The sequence below is a fragment of the Spiroplasma endosymbiont of Panorpa germanica genome (genome assembly GCF_964019765.1).
Taxonomy (GTDB): domain Bacteria; phylum Bacillota_I; class Bacilli_A; order Mycoplasmatales; family Mycoplasmataceae; genus Spiroplasma_B.
The window spans coordinates 677,894-703,889 of the sequence record NZ_OZ026461.1 but is presented as its reverse complement, the minus strand read 5'-3'; the positions used below and the strand labels follow the sequence as shown (position 1 = coordinate 703,889).

Sequence of the window (25,996 nt, the reverse complement as noted above, 5' to 3'; positions counted from 1 at the left end):
TTACCAAAAGGATGATGAATATGCTATTTTTAAAGAAAATTGAGGCATTTGGTTTTAAATCATTTGCTGAGCCAACTACACTAAATTTTGACTATGAAATGACTGGTGTTGTAGGTCCAAATGGATCGGGTAAGTCTAATATCAATGATGCGATTCGTTGATGCTTAGGGGAACAATCTTCAAAATCATTGCGAAGTGATAATATGGAAGATATCGTGTTCTCTGGTAGTGCCAATCGTGCCCCATTGAATATGGCCGAGGTTACCCTTACTTTCAATAATTCAGATAGAAAGTTTTCAAGTTTAGATTACAACGAAATTGAAATTACTCGTCGTTATTTTAGAATCTCAAAAGAGAGCGAATTTTTCATTAATAAGAATCGTGTTAGGTTAAAAGATATTCAAGATATCGCTTTAGAAACTGGATTAACAAAGTCTAGTTTGGCTATTATTTCTCAGGGAACTGTTAATAAATTTGTAGAATCAAAACCTGATGAAAGAAGAGAATTATTCGATGAAGCAGCAGGGATTGCTAAATATAAAAAACGTAAATTAGAATCAATTCGTAAATTAGCACGTACTCAAGAAAATCTTGATCGTCTAAATGACATTATTAATGAAATTGAAAGAAAGTTACCTAATCTTAAAAACCAATCAGAAAAGGCTAAAATTTATCAAGAAAAATTTGAAAAACTAAAAAACATTGAAATTGCAATTTTGGTTAAGGATATTGAAATTTATGAACAAAAATTAGTTTCTTTAAATCAACAAAAATTAGAATTAAAAAATAGCATTTTGGACTTGGCGCAAAAAACTGAAAGCGAAGAAAACGAATTCAATCAAATAGCCAAGCAAAATTATAAAAGTGAAAGAGAAATTGTGAAACTAAACGATGAGTTCACAAGCATTATTGAAAAGATTGGTAATTTAAAAGTTAGAAAATTAGCTTTAGAAAATCAACAAAAAAACGTTTCAACAGGAAATGAAGAATTTAAAGCAGATCAACTATTAAGCGAAAATAAAAAGTTAAAAATGAACTTAGAGTCAGAATTAACAAAACTTGAAAAATTAAGCTTAGATAATGAACAATTAAATAATCAACTTTCAAGCACTACCAAAGATTTAGATGCTAAAAACGAAGGTCTAGGACAAATTGATCGCGGGATTGCTAAACTAGAATCATCGCTTGAATCAATTCGCCAAAAACAAGCATCAAATGATGATTTATTTGACGGAGTAAAAAGTGTTTTAAATAACAAAAATAACCTGCCAGGAGTTTATGGCACAATTCAAGATTTAATTTCAGTTGAAAAAATGCATGAACAAGCAATTGGTTCGCTAATTCAAGCAGCCCTACAAAATATTGTGATTGATTCAGGTGAGTCAGCAAAAGAAATCATTAGATTCTTAAAGGTTAACAAAGCTGGTTATGCAACCTTCTTACCATTAGACACAATTAAACCAAACTTTATTGCAGATGATCAAAAATTTGTAATTAAAAATGCTAACGGATTTGTAGGTTTTGCCAGTGATTTGGTTAAAATCGATAATAAATTTAGAAAAGCAATTGACTATATTTTAGGGACTAGTGTTGTGGTTTCTAATTTTGATGCCGCTAGAGAAATGGCTAAGTTGGTTAACTACCGTTTACATATTTCAACTTTGGATGGAGAAAGAATTTTACCTAACGGAGCAATCGTTGGGGGTTCTCGAAGAATTAAAATAACTTCATTAAACAACGCTTCAATGATAAAAGAAATTGAAGAAAAGTTATTACAACTAGGAGAAGAACAAAATCAAACTGTTCAATCAATTAATAACTTAAAATCAACTTCAGAAAAATTACGTGAAGAGATTTCTCAAAAATTATCTTTTATCGGAGCATCTCGTAAAAATATTGAAATTCTTAACCAAGACATTGAAGACGCTAAGTCGGAATATCGAATCATTACTGGTAAAGATATTGAAAACCAAAATAGTGTAATGTCGACTTTAGAAGAAGAAATTCTACAAATCACTCAAGAAATTATTGATGCTGATAATTTAAAAGAAGAATTACAACAAAAGTTAAATGTTTCGCGTTCTTTAAAAGACAAATCTTTGGAGCGACAAAATTCACTAAATGAATCAGCCAATGAAAAGAGAAAACTTTTAGGTGCTTTAAAGGAAAAAGAATATGAATCAAAGCGTGATGCTGCTTTAATTAGTGAAAAACTAAATTCAGCTTCAGATCGTTTAGTTCAAAACTACGGAATTACTTTTGAAACAGCTAGTGAAAATATTCAAGTTGAAATTACCAACGAAGAGGACACTAGAAGACAAATTTTAGACTTATCAAATGAGATAAAAAATCTAGGTCATGTAAACCTTGATGCTATTGAAACCTTTATGGAAGAAAATGATCGTTATGAGTTTTATTCAAAAGAAACAAATGATGTTCAAATGAGTATTAAAAACCTACAAGAAGCTATTTTAAACATGGACAATCAAATGGTTATCCAATTTAAAAAGGTTATTAGCGAAGTTAACTTGGCATTGCCTGAAACTTTTGCCACTCTATTTGGAGGGGGAACTGCTAAAATAATTTATACAGATCCCGAAGATCTTTTAAACTCAGGAATTGATATTAAAATTAATCCACCAGGTAAAAAAATAAATAATATTAACTTGCTTTCTGGGGGAGAAAAATCAATGGTTGCACTATCGGTTTTATTCTCAATTCTAAAAGTACGTCCAATACCAATGGTAATATTAGATGAGGTAGAAGCGCCGTTAGACCAAGCTAACGTGGAAAGATTTGCTAAGTACTTAAAATCATTTACAAACAATACACAATTTATTGTTGTAACTCATAGAACAGGGACAATGGAAAATTGTGAAGTTTTATTTGGAGCAACTATGGAAGCTAAAGGGATTACTAAAATTGTTCAAATTAAGTTAGTTGAGGCTAAAAATTTAATCACTAATCAAGAAGAATAAAATTAAATAACCCATGGAGGTAATATGACAAAAAAAATTGCAATCTGATTATCATCAATTTTTATATTGTTAACAGCATTATGAATTTGAACCCTGGTTATTCCAAAAAATGCCCATATTTTGGGCGGTAGCACTAGTGTTAACCCAGTTATGCAAAAATTAACAAATTCTTATTACAAGGATACTAAAAAGGATTTTGTTTACAATTCAACAGGAAGTCAAGCAGGAGTTGTTGGAGTTCAAAATGGTAGTTATGAAATTGGTTTTATTTCTAAGGAGGCTAGCGATTCGACTTTAACAACTGGTAAGTGGAATCAAACTCCAGCCCAAGAGGATAAAATAACAAACGGACAATCAAGTGTTGCTATGTCTTTGAAGGAAATTGAAAAGTTTGACAATACTCTTAGTTTAGAATTTGCAGTTGATGCCATTGCCATCATTTATAATCCCCCATCAGGGTGAGATGATATTTTGTCAAAAAACTTAAACTTTGTTTTTTCCAAAAAAGATCAAGCAAGTTCAAAGGAAATGTTACAAAAAATTTATGATAACAAAAGTACATGAAGAGAGTTGGCTCAATTCGTTAAAGATAATAGCTTTGAACCAATTGATCAAGAAATTGTTGACAGAGTTCCAAATACTAGAATTCTTCCGATAACTCGAGAAGATGGTTCGGGAACAAGGGATGCCTTTTCAAGTTTAACCGGTGTTAAAGAAATGCCTTCTGCTAACGTTGTTAACTCAAATGGAATGATGTTGCAAATGGTTTCCTCAGGGGGATTTGGTTATATTTCTTATGCATTTATACCTTCAATTACCAGAGAATCAGGAATTAGATTAACTGCAGTTGACAACATTCGTTTAGCAAATCCAGTTGATTCAGGAGATGATTGAGAAAACGCCCCGGTTACTGATTTAAAGAATCCAGAATCTAAAGAAATGCCAAATAACACTGAGGCAATTCATGATAAAATTTATCAATTTCAAAGACCTTTTATAGCAATTTTCAACAGCTATCATAAAAAAATTAATGACATTACTGAATTTTTGATTTGAATTATCGAAGAATCACGCGACGATGGCTTACTAATCGATATCTTTAAACAAGAAGGATTAATTAGAAAAGTGGTATTAAATCCACAAAATAGATAATTAGCTGGACGCTAATTTATTAAAGGTAGGTACTTAAATGACGACAACAAAGATTGACGATACTAAAGTAGAGTTAAATCCGAAGCCTAAGAAACCCAACAAATCTGGTTTACCAAAAGTTAAGACTTCAAAACTAGATGCAGCCTCAAAGTTTTCTATTATAATGATTACTTCGTTGGTTATTTTAATGTTGGTGTTATTAGTGAGTTTCATTATTTATAAATCTGTTCCCAGCTTAAGCGAATTTGGATTTTTTAAATTTATATTTACAAGTAAATGACGCCCAGGAGCTGATAATGACCCCGATGCCAGTTATGGTATTTTTAGTATTATTATTTCAACATTGGCGATGTTGGGGATTGCGCTATTATTTGCAGTTCCATTAACCATTTATACTTCACTGTTCATTTGCGAATATCTTTCAGGAAAATCGAAAAGAACAATTATTACTATTATTCAACTTTTAGCAGGAATACCTTCAGTTGTTTTTGGACTTTTCGCCCTAGATCAAATTGGGACTATTTTTGTTAAAATGGGAGCAGCTTCACCAGGAAATTTAATGACCGCTGGATTTACTTTAGCCTTTATGGCTCTACCAACAATGATTACTTTATCAATTAATGCAATTGACTCGGTTCCTGATGGTTATCGTTTTGCGGCATTAGGTTTGGGTTTATCAAAAGAATATACCACATTTAAAGTTGTTAGACGTTCAGCTAGACCAAGAATTATTGGAGCAATAATTACCGGAATGGCTCGTATTATTGGGGAAACCATGGCAGTAATTTTGATTGCTGGTAACTCAACAATTGGTTTAAATACAGATGACGGTTTCTTGGGATTTATCTTCTCATCTGTTAGAACTCTAGCGGGAACAATTGGATTGGAAATGCTTGAAAATCACGGATCAACTCATGAGTCAGCACTTTATGCAATTGGTTTAGTATTGTTCATTATAGTAATAATCATAAACCTATCAATAATAGCTATCACCAATCTTAATACAAAAAAACGCAATAACCGCAGTCGTTCAAAAATGATTAATAAAAATGCTGAACAAGAAAATGAAAATCATGAATATCAATATGAAGATTTGAAGTTAGGAATTTTGGTGAGATCTTCAGCGATGAGGACGGGATACAAAAAATTCTACAGCTTTTGAAAAAAATTATTAATGATTTTAGCCACCGCAATTGTGGTATCATTTACGCTGTGAATCATTACTACAGTTATCATTAAAGGTTTTATTGGCTTTGGCTTTAATTATTTCCTTGAATTTGAAGGACAAAAAGCTGGTATTTTTGCGACCATGTTAGTAACTTTATTCTTAGTGCTCTCAACGATGTTATTTGCCTTTCCGCTGGCCTTAATAGTGGCGATATATTTAGCAGAATACGCTCGTCCTCAAAGTCGTTTCACAAAAACAATTGACTTTTCAATTAATGTTCTAGCCTCAACACCAAGTATTGTATTCGGGGTATTTGGACTTACAATCTTCATAGTTACCCTGGGATTACCAATGTCAATCTTTGCATCCAGCTTAACAATGACACTAGTAATTCTGCCCACACTAATTACTTCTTTTAAGGATGCAATTATTGCTGTTCCAGCTTCTTATCGTGAAGCTGCAATTGGAATGGGTTTAAGTAAAACAATGACACTAATTAAAGTTGTAATCCCCAACGCATTAAAAGGAATTTTAACTGGATCTATTTTAGCAATTTCAAGAATTATTGGTGAATCAGCTCCGGTTTATCTAACACTTGGAACAGCCGTACGATATCCAACAGAAGGATTTTTATCTCCGGGTGCAACAATGACAACACAAATTTATATGATGGCCGCTGAAGGTGGTGGTGGAAAAACTATGGGAGTTGCTTACCAACTTGCCATGGTCACATTGTTATTAGTTTTATTTTTAAATTACATTAGTAAAACAATTTCAGTAAAATTAGATCCACGTTACCGACCAGTAAAATTTGGAGTATACTGGGCTGAGGTGTTTAGGAGAATCTTCAAACACAACTATAAGAATGACTTTAAACGCTTTGGTCACTCAATTTCGGTTAGATTTAAACGATTCTTGTTATTATTTAACATAAAAAGGAATAAAATAATAATAGCAAATCATAAGCGCAACAAAAAAATCATCAAAAATATTTTGAAGGAGGGAAAATCTAAAAATGATAGTAAATAAAGAAAAAGATATTACTCATACAGCAGAAACGACGAACGTTTTTGAAGATGTTTTAACAACTAAAGAATTAAATGCTAAAGAGAATAAGCACTTGAAAAAACAAGCTAAAGCGGCTGAAGTCGAAGCTAAAAAAACTTCCTTCAAAAATAATATTGAAGTAAAGCACATTAATGAAGCTGAGCTTTTTAATGCTCCTAAGAAAGTAGCTCTAAAAGATCGTGAAAACGTAATTGAAGTTGAAGATCTTGATTTCTATTATTCAATGGGAAATAAACAAGCTCTTTCAAAAATTAATATGAAAATTAAAGAGAATACAGTTACAGCTTTTATTGGGCCAAGTGGTTGTGGAAAATCAACACTTTTAAGATCGATTAATCGAATGAATGATTTGGTGGAAAACATTGTCATAAATGGTTCTATTATTGTGAATGGTGTTAATATTTATGAACCAGGAATTAATGTGGCTCGTTTGCGAACAGAAGTTGGAATGGTTTTTCAAAAGGCTAATCCCTTCCCGATTTCAATTTTTGATAATGTTGCTTTTGGACCAAGAAGTCAAGGGATTCGCGACAAGCAAGTTATTAATCAATTAGTAGAAGATTCTTTGAAAAAAGCAGCCCTTTGAGATGATGTTAAAGACTACTTAAAGGATTCAGCATTAGGACTATCTGGGGGTCAACAACAACGACTTTGTATTGCTCGCGCAATTGCGATGCGTCCCAAAATATTACTAATGGATGAACCAACAAGTGCATTAGATCCAATTGCCACATTAAAGGTTGAAGAATTGATTTTAAAACTTAAAAAAGAATATACAATAGTAATAGTAACTCATTCAATGGCTCAAGCGACTAGAGTAAGTGATTACACAGCCTTTTTCCTTTCAGGGGAATTGATTGAGTACGACCGCACCAAAAAAATATTTACCAACCCAAAAAATAAGAAAACTGAAGATTACATTTCAGGTAGATTTGGATAAAAGTTAGATGTCATACAACAAAATACTAGATAATGACGTAAATGTCATCAAAAAAGATATAAGCAATCTTGTTGAATCAACTAAATCTCAATATGCTCGAGCTTTTGAAGCGATGGAAAAACGCGATATTGATTTAGCCAATAAAGTTATTATTGGGGATAAGTTAATAGACCAACAACAAAATAAGTTCACCAATATGGCTCTTTGAAAAATTGCCAAACAACAAATGGTGGCCGGAGATTTGCGATTGGCTGTTGGTTCAATTTTAATTAGTCGTGAAATTGAAAGAATTGCTGACTATGCAAAATTAGTTTGCATGTTTTACATTAACTATCAACCCGGTGAGATCGAAATTGGTTATATTTCACGAATGTTTGACTTGGTGAATCAAATGTTAAACTTTATTTCAACTTTGTTTGAAAATTATGAAAATGATCAAAGAAAAAAGGTGCTAGATTTACGAAAAATCCTTGATTCTCAGTTATCTGAACTAAATGATTTGCTAGTATCAGAGATTGAAAATTCTAAGAAGAATGCCCCTAAACAATCAATAATTTTCATTAACGCAATTCGTGAGCTAAGAAATTTAGAGCGTGCAGGAGACCACTTAGTAAATATTGAGGAAATCTTGAATTTTATTAGAACTGGTAAGTTTGATGAAGTTTTCGTGGATGATGTTGATTTTAAATAAACTTTAGTTCGCTAAAGTTTTTTTTATGGTATTTTAACTAAGAGTAAAATAATATACAATTAAATAGATAAAGGGGTATTTTAATATATGGGTTTTTGACAGAATTTAAAGGATAAAAGAGAACAAAAGAAAAAAGATAAAATTAAACATCGCGAAATTAAAAAAAGTTTAAGTTTTTCAAAAGACATCAAAAAACTTTCAAAGAAATATAAAGAGGCAGATAGCGAATTCTTTGAAGAATTGGAAAATATCTTAATTTCCACTGATATGGGAATGGGAATGGTTGTGAAAATATCTAACGCGGTTCAAAAGAAAGTTAAACGTAAAGACAGTTTCCAAGATATTAAAGAAATTTTAATTGAAGAATTATATGATGCCTATGTTGACTCAGGGAAGTTTAAATCAGAATTAAACTTTGTTAAAGGACGTTTGAACATATTTATGATGGTTGGGGTTAATGGTACGGGAAAAACCACTAGTTTAGCTAAAATCGCCAACTTTTATGCTAAAAACAATAATAAAGTTTTAATTGCGGCAGCAGATACTTTTCGTGCTGGAGCTGGAGAACAATTACAAGAGTGAGTTGATAATAGGTTAAGTGGTGTTGATTTAATTAGAGGTAAAAAAGTTAACCAAGATCCAGCTAGCGTGGTTTTTGATGCCCTGGAAAAAGCTGAAAATGAAAAATATGACTTACTATTAATTGATACTGCGGGTCGTTTACAAAATAAAGAACATCTAATGAGAGAGTTAGAAAAAATGCAAAATATCATTGAGCGTAAATATAAAAACACACCTCATGAACGCCTTTTAGTTATTGATGCAACCACGGGACAAAATGGAGTTTCTCAAGCTAAAGCTTTTTCTGAAACCACTAATGTGACAGGAATTATTTTAACCAAAATGGATGGAACTAGCAAGGGTGGAATTGCACTGGCAATCAAAGACTTACTAAATATTCCAGTTAAAATGATTGGTGTTGGTGAACAAATTGATGATATTGAACCATTTGATGTTGATGACTATGTTTATTATTTAGCTGCTGACTTTATGGATGATGATAGTGAATAATTTTGAGAAAAATGATTTTGTAGTTGAGCTTTTTGATATTTACAAAGAGTTTTTAACTTCAAAGCAAAAAAAATATTTTGAATTTTATTTCTTTGAGGACTTTTCTTTACAAGAAATTGCCGAAGAGCACGAAATTTCACGAGCAGCAGTTTTTGATAGCATTAAAAATGCCATTAAATTACTAGAAGAGTGTGAGCAAAAAATAGGTTCATTGAATTTACTCAAAAATTTACAAAACATCATCAATCAGTACAAGGATAATGACAATTTGGTTGTCCAAGAAATTTTAAAAAAAATTGAGAAGGAGATTTAAATGAAAGTTTTAATGATTGGAGATATTTATGCTTCAAAAGGTCGCGAAATGATTGAAAAATATTTGCTTAAATTTAAGGAAAGTAATAATATAGATTTAGTAATTGGTAACGGAGAGAATGTAACTCACGGTAAGTCAATTTCAGAAAAACATTTTTTGGAATTAATTAAAAATGGTGTGGACATTGTCACATCAGGTAACCATATTTTCAAAAATAGTGAAGTTATTGATTATATTGATAATTACTCAAATCTTTTAAAACCTTTAAATATGAATCCCTTCACACCTGGACCAGGTTCAATTGTTGTTAATTGTTTAAATAAAAAAGTGAGAGTCACAAATCTAATTGGTCGTAGTTTCATGGATCCAGCAGAAAATCCATATCAAGCTTTTGATGAATTAATCCAAAATTCAGCTCCTTGCGATATTCATTTAGTAGATTTCCACGGTGAAGCTAGTGCTGAGAAAATGGCTTTTGCTTGAAACTATGATGGTAAAATTACAGCTCTAGTTGGAACACATACTCACGTTCAAACAGCAGATGAAATGATATTGCCAAAAGGAACTGGATACATAACTGACTTGGGAATGACAGGTCCAATAAACTCAATTATTGGAGTCGAACCTGAAGATGTTATTAGAAAAGAAAAAACAGGTCTTCCGAGTCGCTTTAAGCCAGCTAAGGGTGCTGGTCAATTTTGTGGAGTTATTATTAATATTAATGACAATAATGAGGTTTTAGCTTTAAACCGAGTTTTTGTAAGAGAATAAAATATTATTTTAAAAAAATAGTACAGAACGGAGCTTTAAATTGACATTCATTCAAGTTATAACAATATTCTTATTTGCCGCTTTAGGTTTCCTTTTATTCATAATAATTTTAGGTTTAGTTATCAAATTATTTATTTTCAATAGCTTAAAATATCGATATCAAAAAAACCATGCCCCAGAACTGATTAAAAAGAAATGATTTATCAATATAGATAACTTTAAATTAAACTGGTTTGGAGAAATTAATCCAAAAGGGGATAAAATTATTTTGTGTATTCACGATCTAGGATTTTCATCACGACAATTCGATAACATTGAAGAATATATGTTAAAGAAAAATCCTGCCACCTCAGTGGTCAGTTTTGATTTAAGAGGTCATGGTAAAAATGAGATTGAAAAGTATCATAACCTAGGTAAACACTTATTTGATGTCAAACAAGTTGTGACTTACTTGATAAATAAATATCCAGATCAGAAGTTAATTATTTTGGGAACCGGTTTGGGATCGCTATTAACTCAAGAAGTCATGGGACTAGTGAATGTTGAAAAAGTTATATTAGCTAGTTTAAGTAATAAAATATTTTATCAAAGTTTATCAAAAGCAAATTCTAGAATTTTTTGAGGAACAATTTTTAATTCTCAAAAACTTATACCGTTAAATTATGAACCCTTAGACTTAATGGAAAACAATGTGGGGATGCAAAATTATAAGAAAAGTCTTGCTGACTCAGGTTTTATTAGTGTTAGAGAGTTTTATCAATTCAATACTTTACAAAGAAGGTTTTGAAAAGCTTTGAGTAAAAATTCAGATAAGGTGGAAGTTATTCAAGGTGATAGTGATAGACTCGTTAATCCAAAAAAAATAGCAAAAAAAATAGCAAATTTTAGTAATCTTAATTTTAAAATTATGAAGAATGTTCGTCATTTCCCACTTAATGACATCGAGGTTGAGAAAATTTTAAAAGATATTTAAAGGAGGTAAGTAATGGTTAGAAATAATTTCTTAAGAAAAAAAGAATCGATGATCTTTAAAAATACTTATTCAGACAAAGTCTTTACGATGATCGGAATGCTGATGCTTATTTTATCGTTTGCCTGCTTTTTTGTTCTAATTGCCTCCCTAGCCAACTGATGAATTAATTTTGATAATTTAGATTTGCGTCATCGTAATTTTGTTTGAGTAAAACTAACAGCTCCAATGATGTTTTTATTAGGTTTTTGAGCCAGTCTATGATTAATATTGGCTTTCTCCTCAACTGAAATGTTGAAGAAAAATCGAGATGCATTAATAATGATAGCAATTTTTTCAATCAACTTTTTTATAATTCCTCAATTAATTAAAATAACAAGTTTGGAGAATGAAGGAGAAAACATTGCTAGCATAATCATTACTGATGACAACTTTCATAATAAAAATAATATTACCTGACATGTCTTTTTGATTATCAGTGGTTGTATCTCAGTTATTTTAGTGCCATTTCTTATCCCGCTAACTGTTTATGTTATGGCTAATTCAAAAAGAGCTTATCTGAGTGATTTTGAAGCTCGTAAAAAAGTTTCAATAGGAATTTTATCACTTTTTTGCTTAAATCCACTTTTTTCAATTTTACAAATCCGCAGTGTTTTTAGAAATCCGATGTATGATGTCTGAAAAATGCAATACAATAATAGTGCTAATATTAAAATCAAAACTGGTTACAATAAAATTGTTAGTATGATTTTGTGAGTATTCTTTGGATTGATGACATTCACTTTAGCCTCAAACACTGTTTTATTTTATTTAAAATTTACCCACATACTAGATGATTCAGTTAAGTATACCTATATCTGGGTATTTCTATGAATCAATCTAACAACAATTTTTTCTATAATTAGAAAAAAGTACTATTTGGAGAACCTAATTCCAGTGCCGTTGGGAAACTGTATCTTTGATGCCTTAACCCTCAATATTCCTTACTTTTTTGCTAGCGCCATTTATATATTTAAAATTAATATAATAAAGGAATCACCGGTTGAAACTTTTAAGTATAAAATAAATCGAGTCTCAGTTTTTTTAATAATGGTTAACATCTTCTTGTTATTTGCTTTTTTTGAGTTATTATTTATTTTCTGAGCAATCGGCTGAATTGATTTATTAGATTTAAATTTAGTAACCCCGTTATCAAGATTTATAATTGTCTCAGTCTTTGTACTAAGTTTTTGTTGGATTTTCTTAAATATTAAAAAAACCACCAACTATTTGGATTATGCAATTTACTTGAAAAAGAATTACATAGTCGACTTGATATTCTTGAATTTTTTTGGTATTTTAATAAACATCTATGCCAGTTTCTTAATTAGAAAAATGAAGAAAAAAGGCACTTGGATTTAAAAATACTTGCAGATATTTTAGAAATTGTTTAAAATTTATAGTAGTTTAAAGGAGAATTTATGAAAAAATTATTTACAAGCGAATCTGTCTCGGAAGGACATCCAGATAAGATTTGCGATCAGATTTCTGATGCAATACTAGATGAGGTTCTACGTCAAGATCCAAACTCTAAAGTTGCTTGCGAGTGCTTCGCCACAACTAACTTTATTGTTATTGGTGGGGAAATCTCAACCAAAGCCAAAGTTGATTACATTCAGATTGCCAGAGATGTTTTACAAAAAATAGGATATAATGATTCTTCTTGAGGAATTGACTCAAAAACTTGTGAAATTCTTAATAAGATAGAAGAACAATCAACTGACATTGCTATGGGAATTGACCAAGCAAATGACGTTATTGGAGCAGGAGACCAGGGAATCATGTTTGGTTATGCAACAAATGAGGCTGCTAATTATATGCCACTAGCAATTGCCATCGCCCATGATTTGGTATACTTAGCAACTAAGTTGCGTAAAAATGGGGAATTCAAAGATTCTCGACCTGATATGAAATCACAAGTTACAATTGATTATACTGACCAAAAAAATCCTAAAGTAGATACAATTTTAATGTCGATTCAACACAATCCAGATTTTAATGAAGCGGAATTTAAAAAATTTGTTAAAGAAAAAATCATGAATGCGATTGTTGTTGACAAATATATGTTAAACTCAGATTTTAAAGTATTAATTAATCCAACTGGAAGATTTGTAATCGGAGGACCACAAGGGGATACTGGTCTGACAGGAAGAAAAATTATTGCTGATACTTATGGAGGTTATGCTCGCCACGGTGGAGGAGCTTTCTCTGGAAAAGATGGAACAAAAGTTGATCGGAGTGCTGCTTATATGGCGCGTTACGCTGCTAAAAATTTGGTGGCTGCTGGGTTGGCTGATAAACTAGAAATTCAGTTAAGTTATGCAATCGGAATTCCAAAACCAGTTTCAATTTTTATTGAAACTTTTGGAACACACAGTATTCCTCTTGAAAAAATTTATGAAGCCGTTGAGGCAACTTTTGACTTTTCGGTTTCGGGAATTATTAAAGAATTAGATTTAAGAAAACCAGTTTTCTTTAACACAAGTCGCTATGGTCACTTTGGAATCCAAGATTGTTCTTGAGAAAAACTTGATAAAGTAAATCAACTAAAAAAATACTTAAAATAAGGAGAAACATATGGTTTTAGAAGTAATTGCCAAAAATTTGGAAGATATCAAAAGAATTAATAATTCACAAGCAAATCGAATTGAACTTTGCGATAATTTAGAAGTGGGAGGACTAACTCCGAGTCGTGATTTAATTACCAAAGCAACGGAATTATCGCATCTCCCGGTTAATGTAATCATTAGACCAACAGCTAGGGATTTTGTTTATACTGACGAAGAATTTAACCAAATTTTAGAAGATATTAGATTTGTTAATAAAACTAAGGCCAAAGGAATTGTTGTTGGAGTTCTTAATCAAAACGGAGAGATTGACTACAATAAAATGATAAAGATAATGAATGTAGTTAAAAATAAAACAGTTACATTCCATAAAGCCTTTGATTATGTTCCAAGTTTTTTGGAAGCGGCCATATTTTTAGACTCAATTAATGTAACCAATATTTTAACAGCTGGGGGAACAAATCCAATTGCGGAGAATGTGAACCTAATTCAAGAAATAAATTTAAACACAACTATGAAAATTTTAGCTGGAGGTGGGGTTACTATTGATAATGTCAGTGACATTTTGAATGCCACAGACCAGATTCATATAGGAACTGCAGCTAGAATCTCAAATAACTGAGATAGTGAAATAGATATTAATAAAATAAATGCTTTTAAACAGAAAAAGCCATCACTATAATGGCTAAAATTAAAATCATTGGAGCTGGTCTTGCGGGTTGTGAGGCCGCTTTTCAATTAGCGAACAAAGGTTATTGTGTTGAAATTTATGAATCTAAAAAAGTGAATCCTAATCCTGTTCAAAAAAGCCAAAATTTAGGTGAACTAGTATGTAGTAATACTTTCAGAAGTAAGTCAATTAAAAATGCGGTTGGAATTTTAAAAGAAGAAATGCAAATGCTAGATTCTTTAATTCTAAAAACAGCATATGAAGCTGAAATTCCCAGCGATGACGCGCTTGCAGTTGATCGTGAAAGTTTTTCTCAACGAATTACAGAGTCAATCTATAACAATCCCAATATTACAGTTATTGAAGAAGAGTTCTTTGAAATAAATGATGAAGATATTACCATTATAGCTTCAGGACCTTTAACTACCCAAAAATTACAAGAACAAATATCTCAAATTACTGGTAAAAATAAGCTATTCTTTTTAGATGCTTCAGCTCCAATTGTTGCCAAAGATTCAATTGATTTTTCAAATGTTTATTGGTCTTCAAGACACCAAAAAAATAACGGAGAATACATTTGTGTTCCTTTAAGTGAGCAAGAATTTGAAAATTGATACCAAGAGCTTCTAGCTGGTGAAGTGGTTGAAATTAAGGAATTTGAAAAAGCTATTTTCTTTCAAGGGTGTCAACCAATTGAGGTGTTAGCCAAAAAAGGGCGTAAAAATTTATTGAATGGACCCATGAGTTCAAATAAATTAATTAATCCCAAAACCAATTCAACTCCGTACGCGGTGGTTCAATTAAGACAAGATGATGCTATTGATTCGCTTTATAATATTGTTGGTTTCCAAACTAATTTAAAATGAGGCGAACAAAAAAGAATTTTACAAAAGCTTCCAGGTTTGCAAAACGCTGAAATCTTGCGCTACGGAGTAATGCATAAAAACAATTATATTAACTCTCCCAAAATACTAAATTCAGGACTACAAGTTATGAGAAAGAAAAACCTCTTTTTTGCTGGCCAAATTACTGGTGTTGAGGGTTATTTAGAATCAGCTGCAACTGGTTTGATCGTTGCTTTGAGTGTTGATAAATTTATTAAAAAGCAAAAATTTCAACCCTTGCCAAAAGAAACAGTCTTAGGAGCTTTGGTAGAATATATTACAAATTCCCAACACAAAAAACTAAAGCCGATGAAAGCCAATTTGGGGATATTGCCAACCTTAGAAAATGTCTTCTCAGATCGAGAAGAGAAAAACTTGGCCTTCCATCAAAGATCAATAGAGGAAATGAAAAATTACCTTAAAAACATTTAAAAATTTCTGTTTCTTATTATTTCAAAAAAAGGCATAAATGTAGTAAAATTAACTTGATGTTTAAAGAAGGGCTTTAAAATGAATAGAATAAAATTTAAAACAGAAAGTAATTTAAAGGGTATAGTTGAAAAAGTTTATGTTTTAGACGGGGAAATTGTAAAAAAAGGCCAAGTTATCGCTAAAATTTCTACCCAACTAGAAACTTTTGATGTTGTAGCTCATGTTAATGGGGTTATTAAAAACATTAATATTTTAGAATCTCTAATTGTTACTAATGGGGATATAATTTTTGATATTTTTAATGAACAAGAAGTCAAAAACATCCACAGCGTTAAAAGCATTGGAAAATCTTTAAAAGATGTTATTACTGAAAACCCTAAATACAATCAGCCAAAATATGATTCCCGAGACCAAGATATTTATGAAAATGCTCAAACCATGACTATGGAAATTGCAGATCAAGAATCTGGATCAATTACAATAGAAACAGTTAATATGCAAGTAAGACCATCAGCTCCCTTAGAAACAAAGGTTCGTGAGATAGTTTTAGAAGAACAACTTTCAAATAATTGAACTGATGAAATCTTGAACACTCAAACAGCTGAAATAAATCGCAAGAAATTTGATGAACTAACAACCAACTTTGATAATTTAACTCAAGAACTTGATATTATTGGAAATATGATTGATAAAAGACTTGAAGACGAATCAATCTTTATGAATAATGATGAAACCATTTTTGATGGTAAAAACTTCAATGTCCCAGCATCAACTCTAATGAGTAATATTGATAATACTGACAAAGTTGAATTTGATACTGATAAATCTATGGAATCAATTACGGCAGATGATTTAAAAACTATTACTAATGAAACAATGGACTTTGATCTACTTTACGAGAAAACCCAAGTTCTAGATAACTCTCTAACATCAACCATGGCTCAAGCTGCATTTGAAGAAATAATGGCTGATGAAATCGTTGTCGAAGAGGAACCAATTGTAGAAGAACCTGAACCAATTGTAGAAGAATCTCTAGTTATTGAAGAACCTATTGTAGAACCCGAACCAACTACAGAAGAATCTTTAGTTATTGAAGAAACTCCAATTATTGTAGAACCAATTGTAGAAGAATCTTTAGTTATTGAAGAAACTCCAATTATTGTAGAACCAATTGTAGAAGAATCTTTAGTTATTGAAGAAAAATTAGTCAATGATGAACCGATCGAATTCCTAACTTGAGATCAATTGAAAATGAATTTATTTGAAGAAACTCCGGCTAAGACTTCGAACGAAGAAGTTAAGGTGCCAGTAAATGAAAATAGATACAACCATAAAAATATATCTGAGATTAAAAAACAACTTTCAAGGGAATTGGCAGAAGTTGATGAATTTAAATCTAATACCCAAAGAAATGATTTAAAATCAAATATTGATCTTACGATAAAAGAATTTGATTTTTTATCAAAAGATTACCCTAAAAAGACAATTCCTGAAAATGTTTCTAAAAAGGATAAGTTAGTTAAAAAAACTAAGGCTTCTAATTCATTTGGGGCCAATAACTTTGCTTCAAATACTTCGATTGACTTAGAAGTTGATTTAACATCATTGAGCAATCTTTTTGACTTAATGGCACACCCATTTTTTGAAAAAGGTCTTGAACTTTCGCTTATGACATTCTTTATTAAAGCGGCTATGAAGTCTTGAAATAAAACACTTCAAAAAAACGGTTTGAACATTAAAGAAGAAGATAAAATTATTAGATATTCATTATTTAGTAAAAAGGAAATGGTATTACCAACAATTAGCATCAGCTTAAATGAAGAAATTAGCGAAATTGCTAGAATATTAACTGAACAAAAGCAAGAATTCCAGTTTGGAAATGATTATCCTGAAAATTCAAAATGCCAAATTTCAATTATTGATTTTGGTAGTCTAAAACTTAAAAAAGGTATTTGACAATTAAAACCTGGAGAGTTATTTGCAATTGGGGTAGGAAATATTATTCAAAAACCTGTTTCTGAAAACAATGCAATATTCATTAAAAATATGGTAAACATAACAATGACTTTTAATAATAAAACTCTTAATTTGGTAGAAGCTAACCAAATACTGCAAGAATTTGCTAAATTACTAATTAATCCAGGCTTACTAATTTAAGCCAAGAGGGGGAAAAATTGAAAATTTTTGATATAAAAAGTTCAGATAAAAATATAAACATTGTTGCTAGAATTGAAAAGATAATTTCATCAACTGGAAGTAATGGAATGAATTATTTGATTATCCATTTAGTAGATAAAACTGGTAGAGTAGAAGCTCGCCTTTGAAATTCAACAAATGAAGATAAGGAAACAATTGCTGTTAATCAAATTATTAATGTTGAAGGTGTCGCTAATCTATATCGAAACCAGATTCAACTAAAAATAAATAGTTACAAAATCATTGAAGCTCAAGATTTTGAAAAATTGGGTATTAAATTCCAAGATTTTAATATGAGTGCGCCAATTAATATTGAGGAAAATTGAAATAATTTTTCCAAGATTCTAAGCGAAGTAAAAAACCCGATTTATAAAAAGTTAACCGAAACAATCTTGCACCGATTAAAAGATGACTTTTTAAGTTATCCAGCAGCTATGTCAATTCACCATAATGTTGTGGGAGGATTATTCTGACATAGTTATACATTGGTAAGAAATGCCAAGTCTATCATGGGTAACTACGGTTATGCTAATATCGACTGAGATTTAGTAATCTGTGGATCAATTCTTCATGATGTTGGTAAAGTTGTTGAAATTGCTGATATTACAGGAACAGACTACAGTCTTGAAGGTAAATTGCTTGGACATATTTCAATCGGGAATTCGTTTATAAATAACGTGGCCATTGAATTAGATTTGTTAACAGATAGTAATGGACAAATAAACAGTGAAGTAACTAAATTACAACACATGGTTTTGGCAAGTCATGGTAAGAATGAATTTGGTTCTCCTGTAGAACCGGTATTAATTGAAGCTGTCATCCTTTCAACATTCGATAGTTTGGATGCTAGAATATATAAGATAAATGATGAACTAAGCAAAGTTGGTAACAACGAGTGAAGTGCTAGAATATTAAGTGAAGATGGAAAAATGTTTTTAAATCATTTTGATCCTAAAAGCATAAAAAAATAAACCCGAAAAATTATTTCTTTGGTTTTTTTTTTATTTTAAAATTTGTTGATGAACCTCATCTAAATCGCTTAAATTTTGAACATTTTTATTAATCAAAAATCCTTCAGATTTTGTATACTTAGGTATTACGTGTTCATGGTAGTGAAAAACCATTTGAAAGGCTTCGGCACCTTGATTTGAAACATAATTAAATCCGACAATTGGTTTTTGAATCTTTTGAACCAGTAAGTCGGCAACCTCTTTACGAGCGCTTCCGATTGCTTTTAAAGTGTCAAAATCCGTGCTCTGCAAGTCATTTGAATGTTTCTTTGGTATTATCAAGGTATGACCGTCAGAATTGGGGAAAATGTCTAAAAAAGCATAAACTTCGTCGTTTTCAAATACTTTCTTGCTCGGGATTTTTTTAGCTACTATTTCACAAAACATACATTTATCCATTTTATCGCCTCTTTTTCTAATAAGATTATAGCAAAAAATAGTCTATAAAATATAATTGTCAATTGAGTAGGGTTTAAAAAAGCCAAAACTAAAACTTTAGTTCTGGCTATAAAAAGTTAGTTTATTATTTATCTCAGCTTAGTTTTTTAAAGCTGATAAATCCAAAGGTAATAATTATAATTAGTGATACAAAAAAGAAAATAGTGTTTTTTAAGTCAAACTCAAAAGTTCCAAACCAAGAACTATTCAATGGGGTGATAGTATATTTAAAGACGTTTAAATAAGAAAAACCATTTAGAATTGTGCTTTTTTCAATTAAGTCAATCGGGATAAACGATCCACTCAAAAATGCTGTAGGAATGAAAATGATATTTGAAATTGTGATATATGCAGTTGGAGAACTAGATTTAAATAGGCTAGCAATCATTAGTCCAAAAGTCGTTGAAGTTAAAATAATTAAAGCTAAATAACCAATTGATTCTCCTATTTGTTTTGGGGCAATAATCTCTTTTCACCCAAATTCTCACCCAAACATAATTCCGCTTCAAAGTAGGGTTCATAGAAAAGTTAAAATCATAAATATAACGCAAATACCAATTGTAGAAATTATGAAATTAATGGCTCTGGTATTAGTTGAACCAATACGTTTCATCAAACCACTATTTCTAAATTCGATTAGAGTTTGGGGTAATACAGAAATTCCGACTATTATAATACAAACAGTTCCAACTGAAACAGTAAGTTGTTTGATAATCTTGGCTGTAGCTTGGGGATTTAAGCCCCCATAAATTTCTTTAAAGGCAAATCCTTCCAAGAACATTAAGATAATAGGGAATGCTAGAAGAAAGAAAGGTACAGCAATACCTTTATAATAATATTTTAAAATTAACTTGATTAAAGGAATGCTTTTACCCTTATTTTGTTCGCTGTTAATAATTTTGTTAAAACGATTCTTAGGATTAATTACAGCTGGTTTATTATTTGTTCTTGTATCTGAGAGTACTACTATTTTTTTCTCTTTACTTTTCTTTAGTTTTAGCATTGTATAGTTCTCAACTGAACCATAAGCATCAACTAATTTACTAACTTCCCCCGATTCTTTAATTTCGCCTTGATCAATGTAAATAAATTTATTACACAAATCTTCAATTTCTTGCATTTGATGAGTTACTAGAACCATACCTTTATTTTGAGCGATTATATTCTCTCTAATTATTTTAAAGATTTCACTTCTGACCTCAATATCAAGTCCAGTTGAAATTTCGTCTAAGATGACAAAATCAGGGTTGTGAATAAGGCTTAGCAAAATATTTACCAACTGTTGTTGACCGCCACTCAATCGTTCAAGCGAGCGATTTTTAAATTTTGAAATTTGATATCTTTCTAAAACTTGATTTAATTCACTTTCATCCATAGGTATAGAGAATACTTCTAAGTAGTATTTGATCATATCAAAAACAGTTATTCCCACGGGATAAGCTGATGCTTGGAACTGAAATCCTAAAATTGTATCAGTGGCTCTTTTAATAGTTCCTGAAGAAATTACTTTAGTGCCACCAATTATTTCACTAATGGTGGTTTTACCAGCTCCATTTGAGCCAATAATTCCTATTCTATCATCTTCATAAATTTTTAAGTCAATTTCTTTTAAAATAACTTTATCTTTATATTTCTTACCAACCTTAATCAACTCGATTAAAGGTTTTTTATCAGCCTCAATTAGGCTTGGTACTAATTTATTTTGTGTTTTTTCTTGAGTATTAATAATTTGATTTTTCATGGTTGCTCCTTTATCTGGGCAAGCTAAAAATATCTTCTATTGTAAATATTGATAACATGCCTTAGTTTTTTTTCAAACTAAAAATTTTTAGTTTATTACTAAATCATGTTGTCAATTAAAATCCTCTAAACTCCAAAGTTTTTTTCAAGTCGTTTAGTTTTTCAGTATAAATTTGATTAATTATTAATAAATCATCATTGCGATAATTTTCCATGAATATATCAATAGATTCATTGTAAATCTTGATAATTAAAGCGTCAGCTATTTTGACTTTTAAGCCCTTAAAAAATGATAATGAACCATTTTTTAAACGCAGCATCATTTTAAAAATTCTCTTGGTTACACAGTTGATTTTTAAGTCATTTATTGAAATAATGGCGATAATTAAAAATAACAAACACATTATAAAGAAACTAACAATTACAAAAGAATAAACAGCAGCAAAAAAAGTATCACGAACAACTTCGTTCATAATTGAAGCTGTTTCTCCTTGAATTATTAGAAAAGAGGGAAGCACTATTTTTAACATGCTTTTCAATTCTTCAGGCTTGCTATTTTTATATCATTTGTATGAATTAGCTTTTTGTAAAATCACTTTGCGTTTTAAAAGTAATTTATATGAAAGGTAAATCAAGAACATTAAAAGTGTTTGAATTAATGAGACTGTTAACGATACTTGTAAAATAAAAACTCACTCTTTATTTGGATAAAACAAGTTTCAAAACGTAACAATCAAAACAAAGAAGTGTAGTAAAAATAAACTTAGGCAAAAGATTTTGTTAAAATTGATTTTTTTCATTGCTGACTGCCTCCGGGAAATGTATCTAAAATTAATTATATCAACAAATTTCATAAAAGTAGTTAAGTTTAAAAAAGTATGATATATTTTGGGATCCAAAATGGGGTAAAAAAAACTGTCAATAAATTCTTGACAGTTTTTGATTTGATAGTTATTTGAGAATCTATTCATCCTCATCTTTTATATATTTACTAATTGAATCTCAAAGTCCTGAATAAAGGATATCGTCAGCATCTAAATAAATCGAATATAAAGAAGTTTTTGATTCTTTTAGAACATCTTCATTTTGTGAAACTATGTAGTGGAATTGATTAATCATATCTTGTTTCAAATTAGCATCTAATTCTTCAATATCTTTACTATGTTTTTTAAGATTTTGTTCTTGATTTCAAACATCTTGATATTGATTTGGTGATGAAATACTTGGACCAAGGTTTAACTTAACTGCTTCACCTTCGGGATCACGTTGAATTTCATAATCTTGAAGTAGCTGAATTAGATAAACTGGTAGAACAAATACAACAGAAATTTCATCACTTTTAGCTCCTTGGAAGTAAAGGTGACCATTTTCCCCAATTACCCCAGGTTCACTTGCGTTAACTAAACTAGTTTTGTAAGTAAAGTCTGTTGCTAAGTTGTTAGTTCCATAGATTTCTCCATCTTTAATACTAATAAAACCTTTGAAACCAGGTTGGCTAAAGTAAGGATCGTTTCCATCTTCAGACAAGTTAGCATCTCCAATGGCTGTATTAAATTTTGCGATGTTATCAGCGATATTTTTATCAGATTTAATTACTCCAGAATTCTGGTCGATATCAAGACTTTCTAAAGCAGTTTTAACTTTACCAAAGTTGGTATTTTTGACAGTAAATTCTCAAACCATTTTAATATTACTGGTTCAAGGGGTACTTGAATTATTTCATGTTTGTGAATATTTTCCGATTGCTGAATATCTGTTAAAGTATGCAGTTTTTTTATTGCTTTCTGGACCAGCAGCAACACGAAAGGCTTCAGGAATTTGTCTTGAAATTGATAATAAATTTTCAATAATTTTACTTTGAATTTCATTTTCAAATCAATCTTTGAAACGATATTTCAAGGCCTCTTTACCAGTTAAATTATCATAACCTGCGATTGCTTTAGGAGATGAAGTTCCCTCTGAAATATCAACTAATGAAAACCCGTCTCCACTTAAAGTTTTAGCGGTTGGAATTGATTCACTATAATCTGATGTTGCTAATTCATTACGAATAGATCAAAGTTTACCATCTGGTAATTTTACCCCAACATTGGCATAAACTTTTTCTTCACCACCAACTTCTAATTTTAAATCTTGAGCGTTTAGCGAATAACTTTGTCGACGAATACTATAATCCAAAGCTTGGGTTGTTGCAGCTCCTGAAATACTTTTTGTATAGTCTGTGTAAAGTTTGTCTGTAGCGATTGAGTTATTTAAAGTTTGGTAGTTTCTAAAAGCAACTTCTTCGGTATTTTTACCTAAACCTAGACTGTCGTATAAATTATTTGTAGCTCTAAAATAGTTATTTTGAGCAATCATACGGTTAATTATATTAATAAGTGAAGATTGTAAATCACCACTATTGAAGATGTCTCCAAAATCCATCGCTGCTGCGTGTTTGTCTCCAAAAACAGAAGCTAAAAGTGATCTTAGGATTTTATCATTTAAAGTTGCCTCAGTTATTCTACTGTTGGCATTACAGGCTACAACTGTTGCACTAGTTGAAGTCAAGAGACTTACAGAACCAAGTATTACTAATAATTTCTTCATTATCTCTTACCTCCTAAAACTACAGCATAGCTATTATTATTGTAGAAAATATCAAAGTCTTTTCTTGTTAAATATCCTTGAGCATCGTTCATAGTTTTTAAACTTGAACCACTTGCCCCAGATGAAGTCATATTTGATGGTAAATCAAATTGTTTAATACCAATAATTTTATCAATATTTTCTGGAACATATCCTTCTGGATAACCAGTATTAGATGCTTTTCCAGCTTTAATTGATTTAACTCAAGCTTTGTGATTTTCTGCATGAGTTGTTAGTGGGGTTCCAGCAACAGTTGATTTAGCTGAACCAATATGACTGATAAATCAGTTTTGCATTTTTAATGCAATATCATTTTGAGGAGTTTCTGAACCTTCTTCTCCGAATGTTACAAATTTGCTCAAGAATTTTTCATTATATTCTTGAGGTGAACTTGTTGAAGGAGCTCCTAACATGTATTCGTAATACTCTAAAATAGAAGTTCATCAAACATAAGTTCCTTCCCCAGATGATGGTTCCTCAACTTTTACAAAGTTTTTCAATTGTGTCATTAAATCATAAGCTGTTTTTGATCCAGTAATTCCCTTAGTTAATGAAGTATTAACTAAGTATTTTAAATAGGGGTTGTTAAGGTTTGAATTTAACCCTTTGTAAGTGGCGCTATCGGTATTTTGCATTGCAGCGATTCTTTCGCTATCATTTTTGTTATTTCAAAAATCATCAAATAAAGCAAGCTCAGCATCGCTAGTCCCTGGTCCATTATCACCTTTAGCAGAACTTCAAGTTCCCCCAGAAGCTTTAAATTCCTTAATTCCTTCAACACGAACGAAGTGAAGCCCATCAGATTCGACAAATGAAATGATCCCATCTCCAACAACCGAATAAACTTTACCATTAGTTGTACGGTTAATGCTATCTACAAGAGCTGATCCCGAAGATGGTGCAGTTCCGCTACTAGCTGTTGTTAAATAATCATAAACTGAACTTCTTAATGTATTTGAGAAAGTTGTTGAATCTCCATCAAGTGTTAAAAGATTTTCGAATCTTTTAGCTGTTCCACTTGGGATTTGGGCATCTAAAGCATCATCTCAGTATTTCAAACTTGCATTTGTGTCTTTTGTTAAGAAAGTTTCAATATTTCTTCCCAACTCAGTTTCTTTACCAGATTCTAAACCAAAATCTGCAGGAGTGATTCCATCATCTAGTTTTTGATTTGTTTCAAAAGGGAAGGTGATCTCTGTTAAAGCAACAGGTTTTTGGTAGTTATAGTATTTATCAAGGAAAAATTTTTGTGAGTTTGAAATCATACCACGAGCTGTTGTGTTTTTAGCATAAGCTTTTGTGTTTGTCGGTGCATTTTGAACTACAAGCTCACTATCTGATTTTTCTAAGTCAAAATGACCAGCAAAATCTGAGGCACTAAAATCTTCTAAACTTGAGGCAAATTTATCACTTGTTTTACCACTAGCATTTCAAAGAATTAAAACTTTGTCTTTTTTAGCGCTATCTTTGTAATAATCCTCAACAGATTTACCATTCTTAGTGTAAACTCTTAAATCCAATAATTCTTGGTTAATAATATCAATTCGGTTTTTAAATGTATAAGATAATTGATTATTATTTAACAAGATATTCAACATTTCTGAAGTGGTATTTTTATTACCTCCGATGATTACGCTTTGGAAGTATTTAGCATCCAATTCGTCACGATCTTTAATACCTTTGAATTTTTTTTCTAGCGATTCATATCATTTTTTGGTTGCGTTTTTACCAAAATCATCTTTATATTTCTTTCTTTCTTCTGAAATTTGACGTTCTGCCTCGCTTTTAATCTCTTCATAAGATTCTTTTAGTTGATTAACTAAATCAAAATTTTGGTATTCTGTTGATGTAGCGGCTTTTTCATCCACTTCCCCTGATTTCCCAAATTCTTCAGCGTTAACAAAAAAAGATGTATTTAAGATTTTTAAAATATCTAGAATGAATTTGTTACGATTACTTGGTCCTGACTCATTAATCATTTCCATTAAAACATCACTTGAATCAACTGAAACCTTATTCCCGTTAATTGTTAAAAATGCTAAAATCGAGTTTCCATCCTTCTTTTTGTCAAATTTGCTAGTACAAGCAACCACTGTTCCAGCAGCTCCACTTAATAAAGCGACTGAACTTAGAATGCTTAATAATCTCTTCATTTATTCTCCCTCTTTCTCTAAAAATAATTATATAAGGTTAATTATAAATTAAAAATCGGGTTTAAATATCTTTTTTTCACAAAAATTGCTAAAAATTAGTACATAATTATTAAATAG

Annotated in this window: 20 protein-coding genes; 15 read left to right on the top strand and 5 right to left on the bottom strand. The window is 30.8% G+C overall.

Annotated features, from left to right (window positions below; all coding sequences use genetic code 4):
- Positions 1-20: 20 nt before the first annotated feature.
- From AACK87_RS03190 to AACK87_RS03120, 15 genes are all read left to right on the top strand, one after another.
- Positions 21-2,978 carry an AAA family ATPase gene (locus AACK87_RS03190; protein WP_338971481.1) on the top strand — a complete coding sequence of 986 codons (2,958 nt, stop codon included), beginning with the start codon at positions 21-23 and terminating at the stop codon, positions 2,976-2,978.
- 24 nt (positions 2,979-3,002) lie between these two features.
- A complete protein-coding gene (gene ptsS, locus AACK87_RS03185; RefSeq protein WP_338971478.1) occupies positions 3,003-4,130 on the top strand; it encodes a phosphate ABC transporter substrate-binding protein in 1,128 nt (375 codons plus the stop codon).
- Between the two features lie 37 nt (positions 4,131-4,167).
- Positions 4,168-6,327: a phosphate ABC transporter permease PstA gene (pstA, locus tag AACK87_RS03180; RefSeq protein ID WP_338971475.1), complete on the top strand. Its 2,160-nt coding sequence runs from the start codon at positions 4,168-4,170 to the stop codon at positions 6,325-6,327.
- Positions 6,314-7,306, top strand: a complete 993-nt coding sequence (pstB, locus tag AACK87_RS03175; protein ID WP_422397184.1) for a phosphate ABC transporter ATP-binding protein PstB — start codon at positions 6,314-6,316, stop codon at positions 7,304-7,306. Before pstA ends, pstB begins: the two co-directional genes overlap by 14 nt.
- Before the next feature lie 7 nt (positions 7,307-7,313).
- Entirely contained in the window at positions 7,314-7,997 is a 684-nt protein-coding gene (gene phoU / locus AACK87_RS03170) for a phosphate signaling complex protein PhoU (RefSeq protein WP_338971473.1), read from the top strand.
- An 87-nt stretch (positions 7,998-8,084) separates the two neighbouring features.
- Entirely contained in the window at positions 8,085-9,068 is a 984-nt protein-coding gene (gene ftsY / locus AACK87_RS03165; RefSeq protein WP_338971471.1) for a signal recognition particle-docking protein FtsY, read from the top strand.
- A complete protein-coding gene (gene ylxM / locus AACK87_RS03160) occupies positions 9,061-9,381 on the top strand; it encodes a YlxM family DNA-binding protein (protein WP_338971468.1) in 321 nt (106 codons plus the stop codon). The genes ftsY and ylxM overlap by 8 nt, the downstream gene beginning before the upstream one ends.
- Complete coding sequence (locus AACK87_RS03155) at positions 9,382-10,152, top strand: TIGR00282 family metallophosphoesterase (RefSeq protein ID WP_338971465.1); 771 nt, start codon at positions 9,382-9,384, stop codon at positions 10,150-10,152. It begins immediately after the preceding gene.
- A gap of 40 nt (positions 10,153-10,192) precedes the next feature.
- Complete coding sequence (locus tag AACK87_RS03150) at positions 10,193-11,125, top strand: serine aminopeptidase domain-containing protein (RefSeq protein WP_338971462.1); 933 nt, start codon at positions 10,193-10,195, stop codon at positions 11,123-11,125.
- A gap of 12 nt (positions 11,126-11,137) precedes the next feature.
- Positions 11,138-12,523: a hypothetical protein gene (locus tag AACK87_RS03145; RefSeq protein WP_338971459.1), complete on the top strand. Its 1,386-nt coding sequence runs from the start codon at positions 11,138-11,140 to the stop codon at positions 12,521-12,523.
- 59 nt (positions 12,524-12,582) lie between these two features.
- The gene (metK, locus tag AACK87_RS03140) at positions 12,583-13,728 is read left to right on the top strand and encodes a methionine adenosyltransferase (protein WP_338971456.1); all 1,146 of its coding nucleotides are present in this window, start codon (positions 12,583-12,585) and stop codon (positions 13,726-13,728) included.
- A 10-nt stretch (positions 13,729-13,738) separates the two neighbouring features.
- Positions 13,739-14,410 carry a copper homeostasis protein CutC gene (locus tag AACK87_RS03135; protein ID WP_338971453.1) on the top strand — a complete coding sequence of 224 codons (672 nt, stop codon included), beginning with the start codon at positions 13,739-13,741 and terminating at the stop codon, positions 14,408-14,410.
- Complete coding sequence (trmFO, locus tag AACK87_RS03130; RefSeq protein ID WP_422397204.1) at positions 14,407-15,714, top strand: methylenetetrahydrofolate--tRNA-(uracil(54)-C(5))-methyltransferase (FADH(2)-oxidizing) TrmFO; 1,308 nt, start codon at positions 14,407-14,409, stop codon at positions 15,712-15,714. The genes AACK87_RS03135 and trmFO overlap by 4 nt, the downstream gene beginning before the upstream one ends.
- 78 nt (positions 15,715-15,792) lie before the next feature.
- The gene (locus AACK87_RS03125; protein ID WP_338971447.1) at positions 15,793-17,871 is read left to right on the top strand and encodes a 2-oxo acid dehydrogenase subunit E2; all 2,079 of its coding nucleotides are present in this window, start codon (positions 15,793-15,795) and stop codon (positions 17,869-17,871) included.
- Positions 17,872-17,888: 17 nt separating this feature from the next.
- Positions 17,889-18,881, top strand: a complete 993-nt coding sequence (locus tag AACK87_RS03120) for a 3'-5' exoribonuclease YhaM family protein (RefSeq protein WP_338971444.1) — start codon at positions 17,889-17,891, stop codon at positions 18,879-18,881.
- A 30-nt stretch (positions 18,882-18,911) separates the two neighbouring features.
- On the opposite strand, the gene AACK87_RS03115 is transcribed toward AACK87_RS03120, so the two are convergent.
- From AACK87_RS03115 to AACK87_RS03095, 5 genes are all read right to left on the bottom strand, one after another.
- Positions 18,912-19,319: an HIT family protein gene (locus AACK87_RS03115; RefSeq protein ID WP_422397183.1), complete on the bottom strand. Its 408-nt coding sequence runs from the start codon at positions 19,317-19,319 to the stop codon at positions 18,912-18,914.
- 124 nt (positions 19,320-19,443) lie between these two features.
- Entirely contained in the window at positions 19,444-21,099 is a 1,656-nt protein-coding gene (locus tag AACK87_RS03110) for an ABC transporter ATP-binding protein/permease (protein WP_338971441.1), read from the bottom strand.
- A 115-nt stretch (positions 21,100-21,214) separates the two neighbouring features.
- A complete protein-coding gene (locus AACK87_RS03105; protein WP_338971439.1) occupies positions 21,215-21,898 on the bottom strand; it encodes a hypothetical protein in 684 nt (227 codons plus the stop codon).
- Between the two features lie 163 nt (positions 21,899-22,061).
- On the bottom strand, positions 22,062-23,687 hold the full coding sequence (locus AACK87_RS03100; protein ID WP_338971436.1) for a lipoprotein: 1,626 nt from the start codon (positions 23,685-23,687) through the stop codon (positions 22,062-22,064).
- Positions 23,687-25,879: a hypothetical protein gene (locus AACK87_RS03095; protein ID WP_338971431.1), complete on the bottom strand. Its 2,193-nt coding sequence runs from the start codon at positions 25,877-25,879 to the stop codon at positions 23,687-23,689. The genes AACK87_RS03100 and AACK87_RS03095 overlap by 1 nt, the downstream gene beginning before the upstream one ends.
- Between the last annotated feature and the right edge of the window lie 117 nt (positions 25,880-25,996).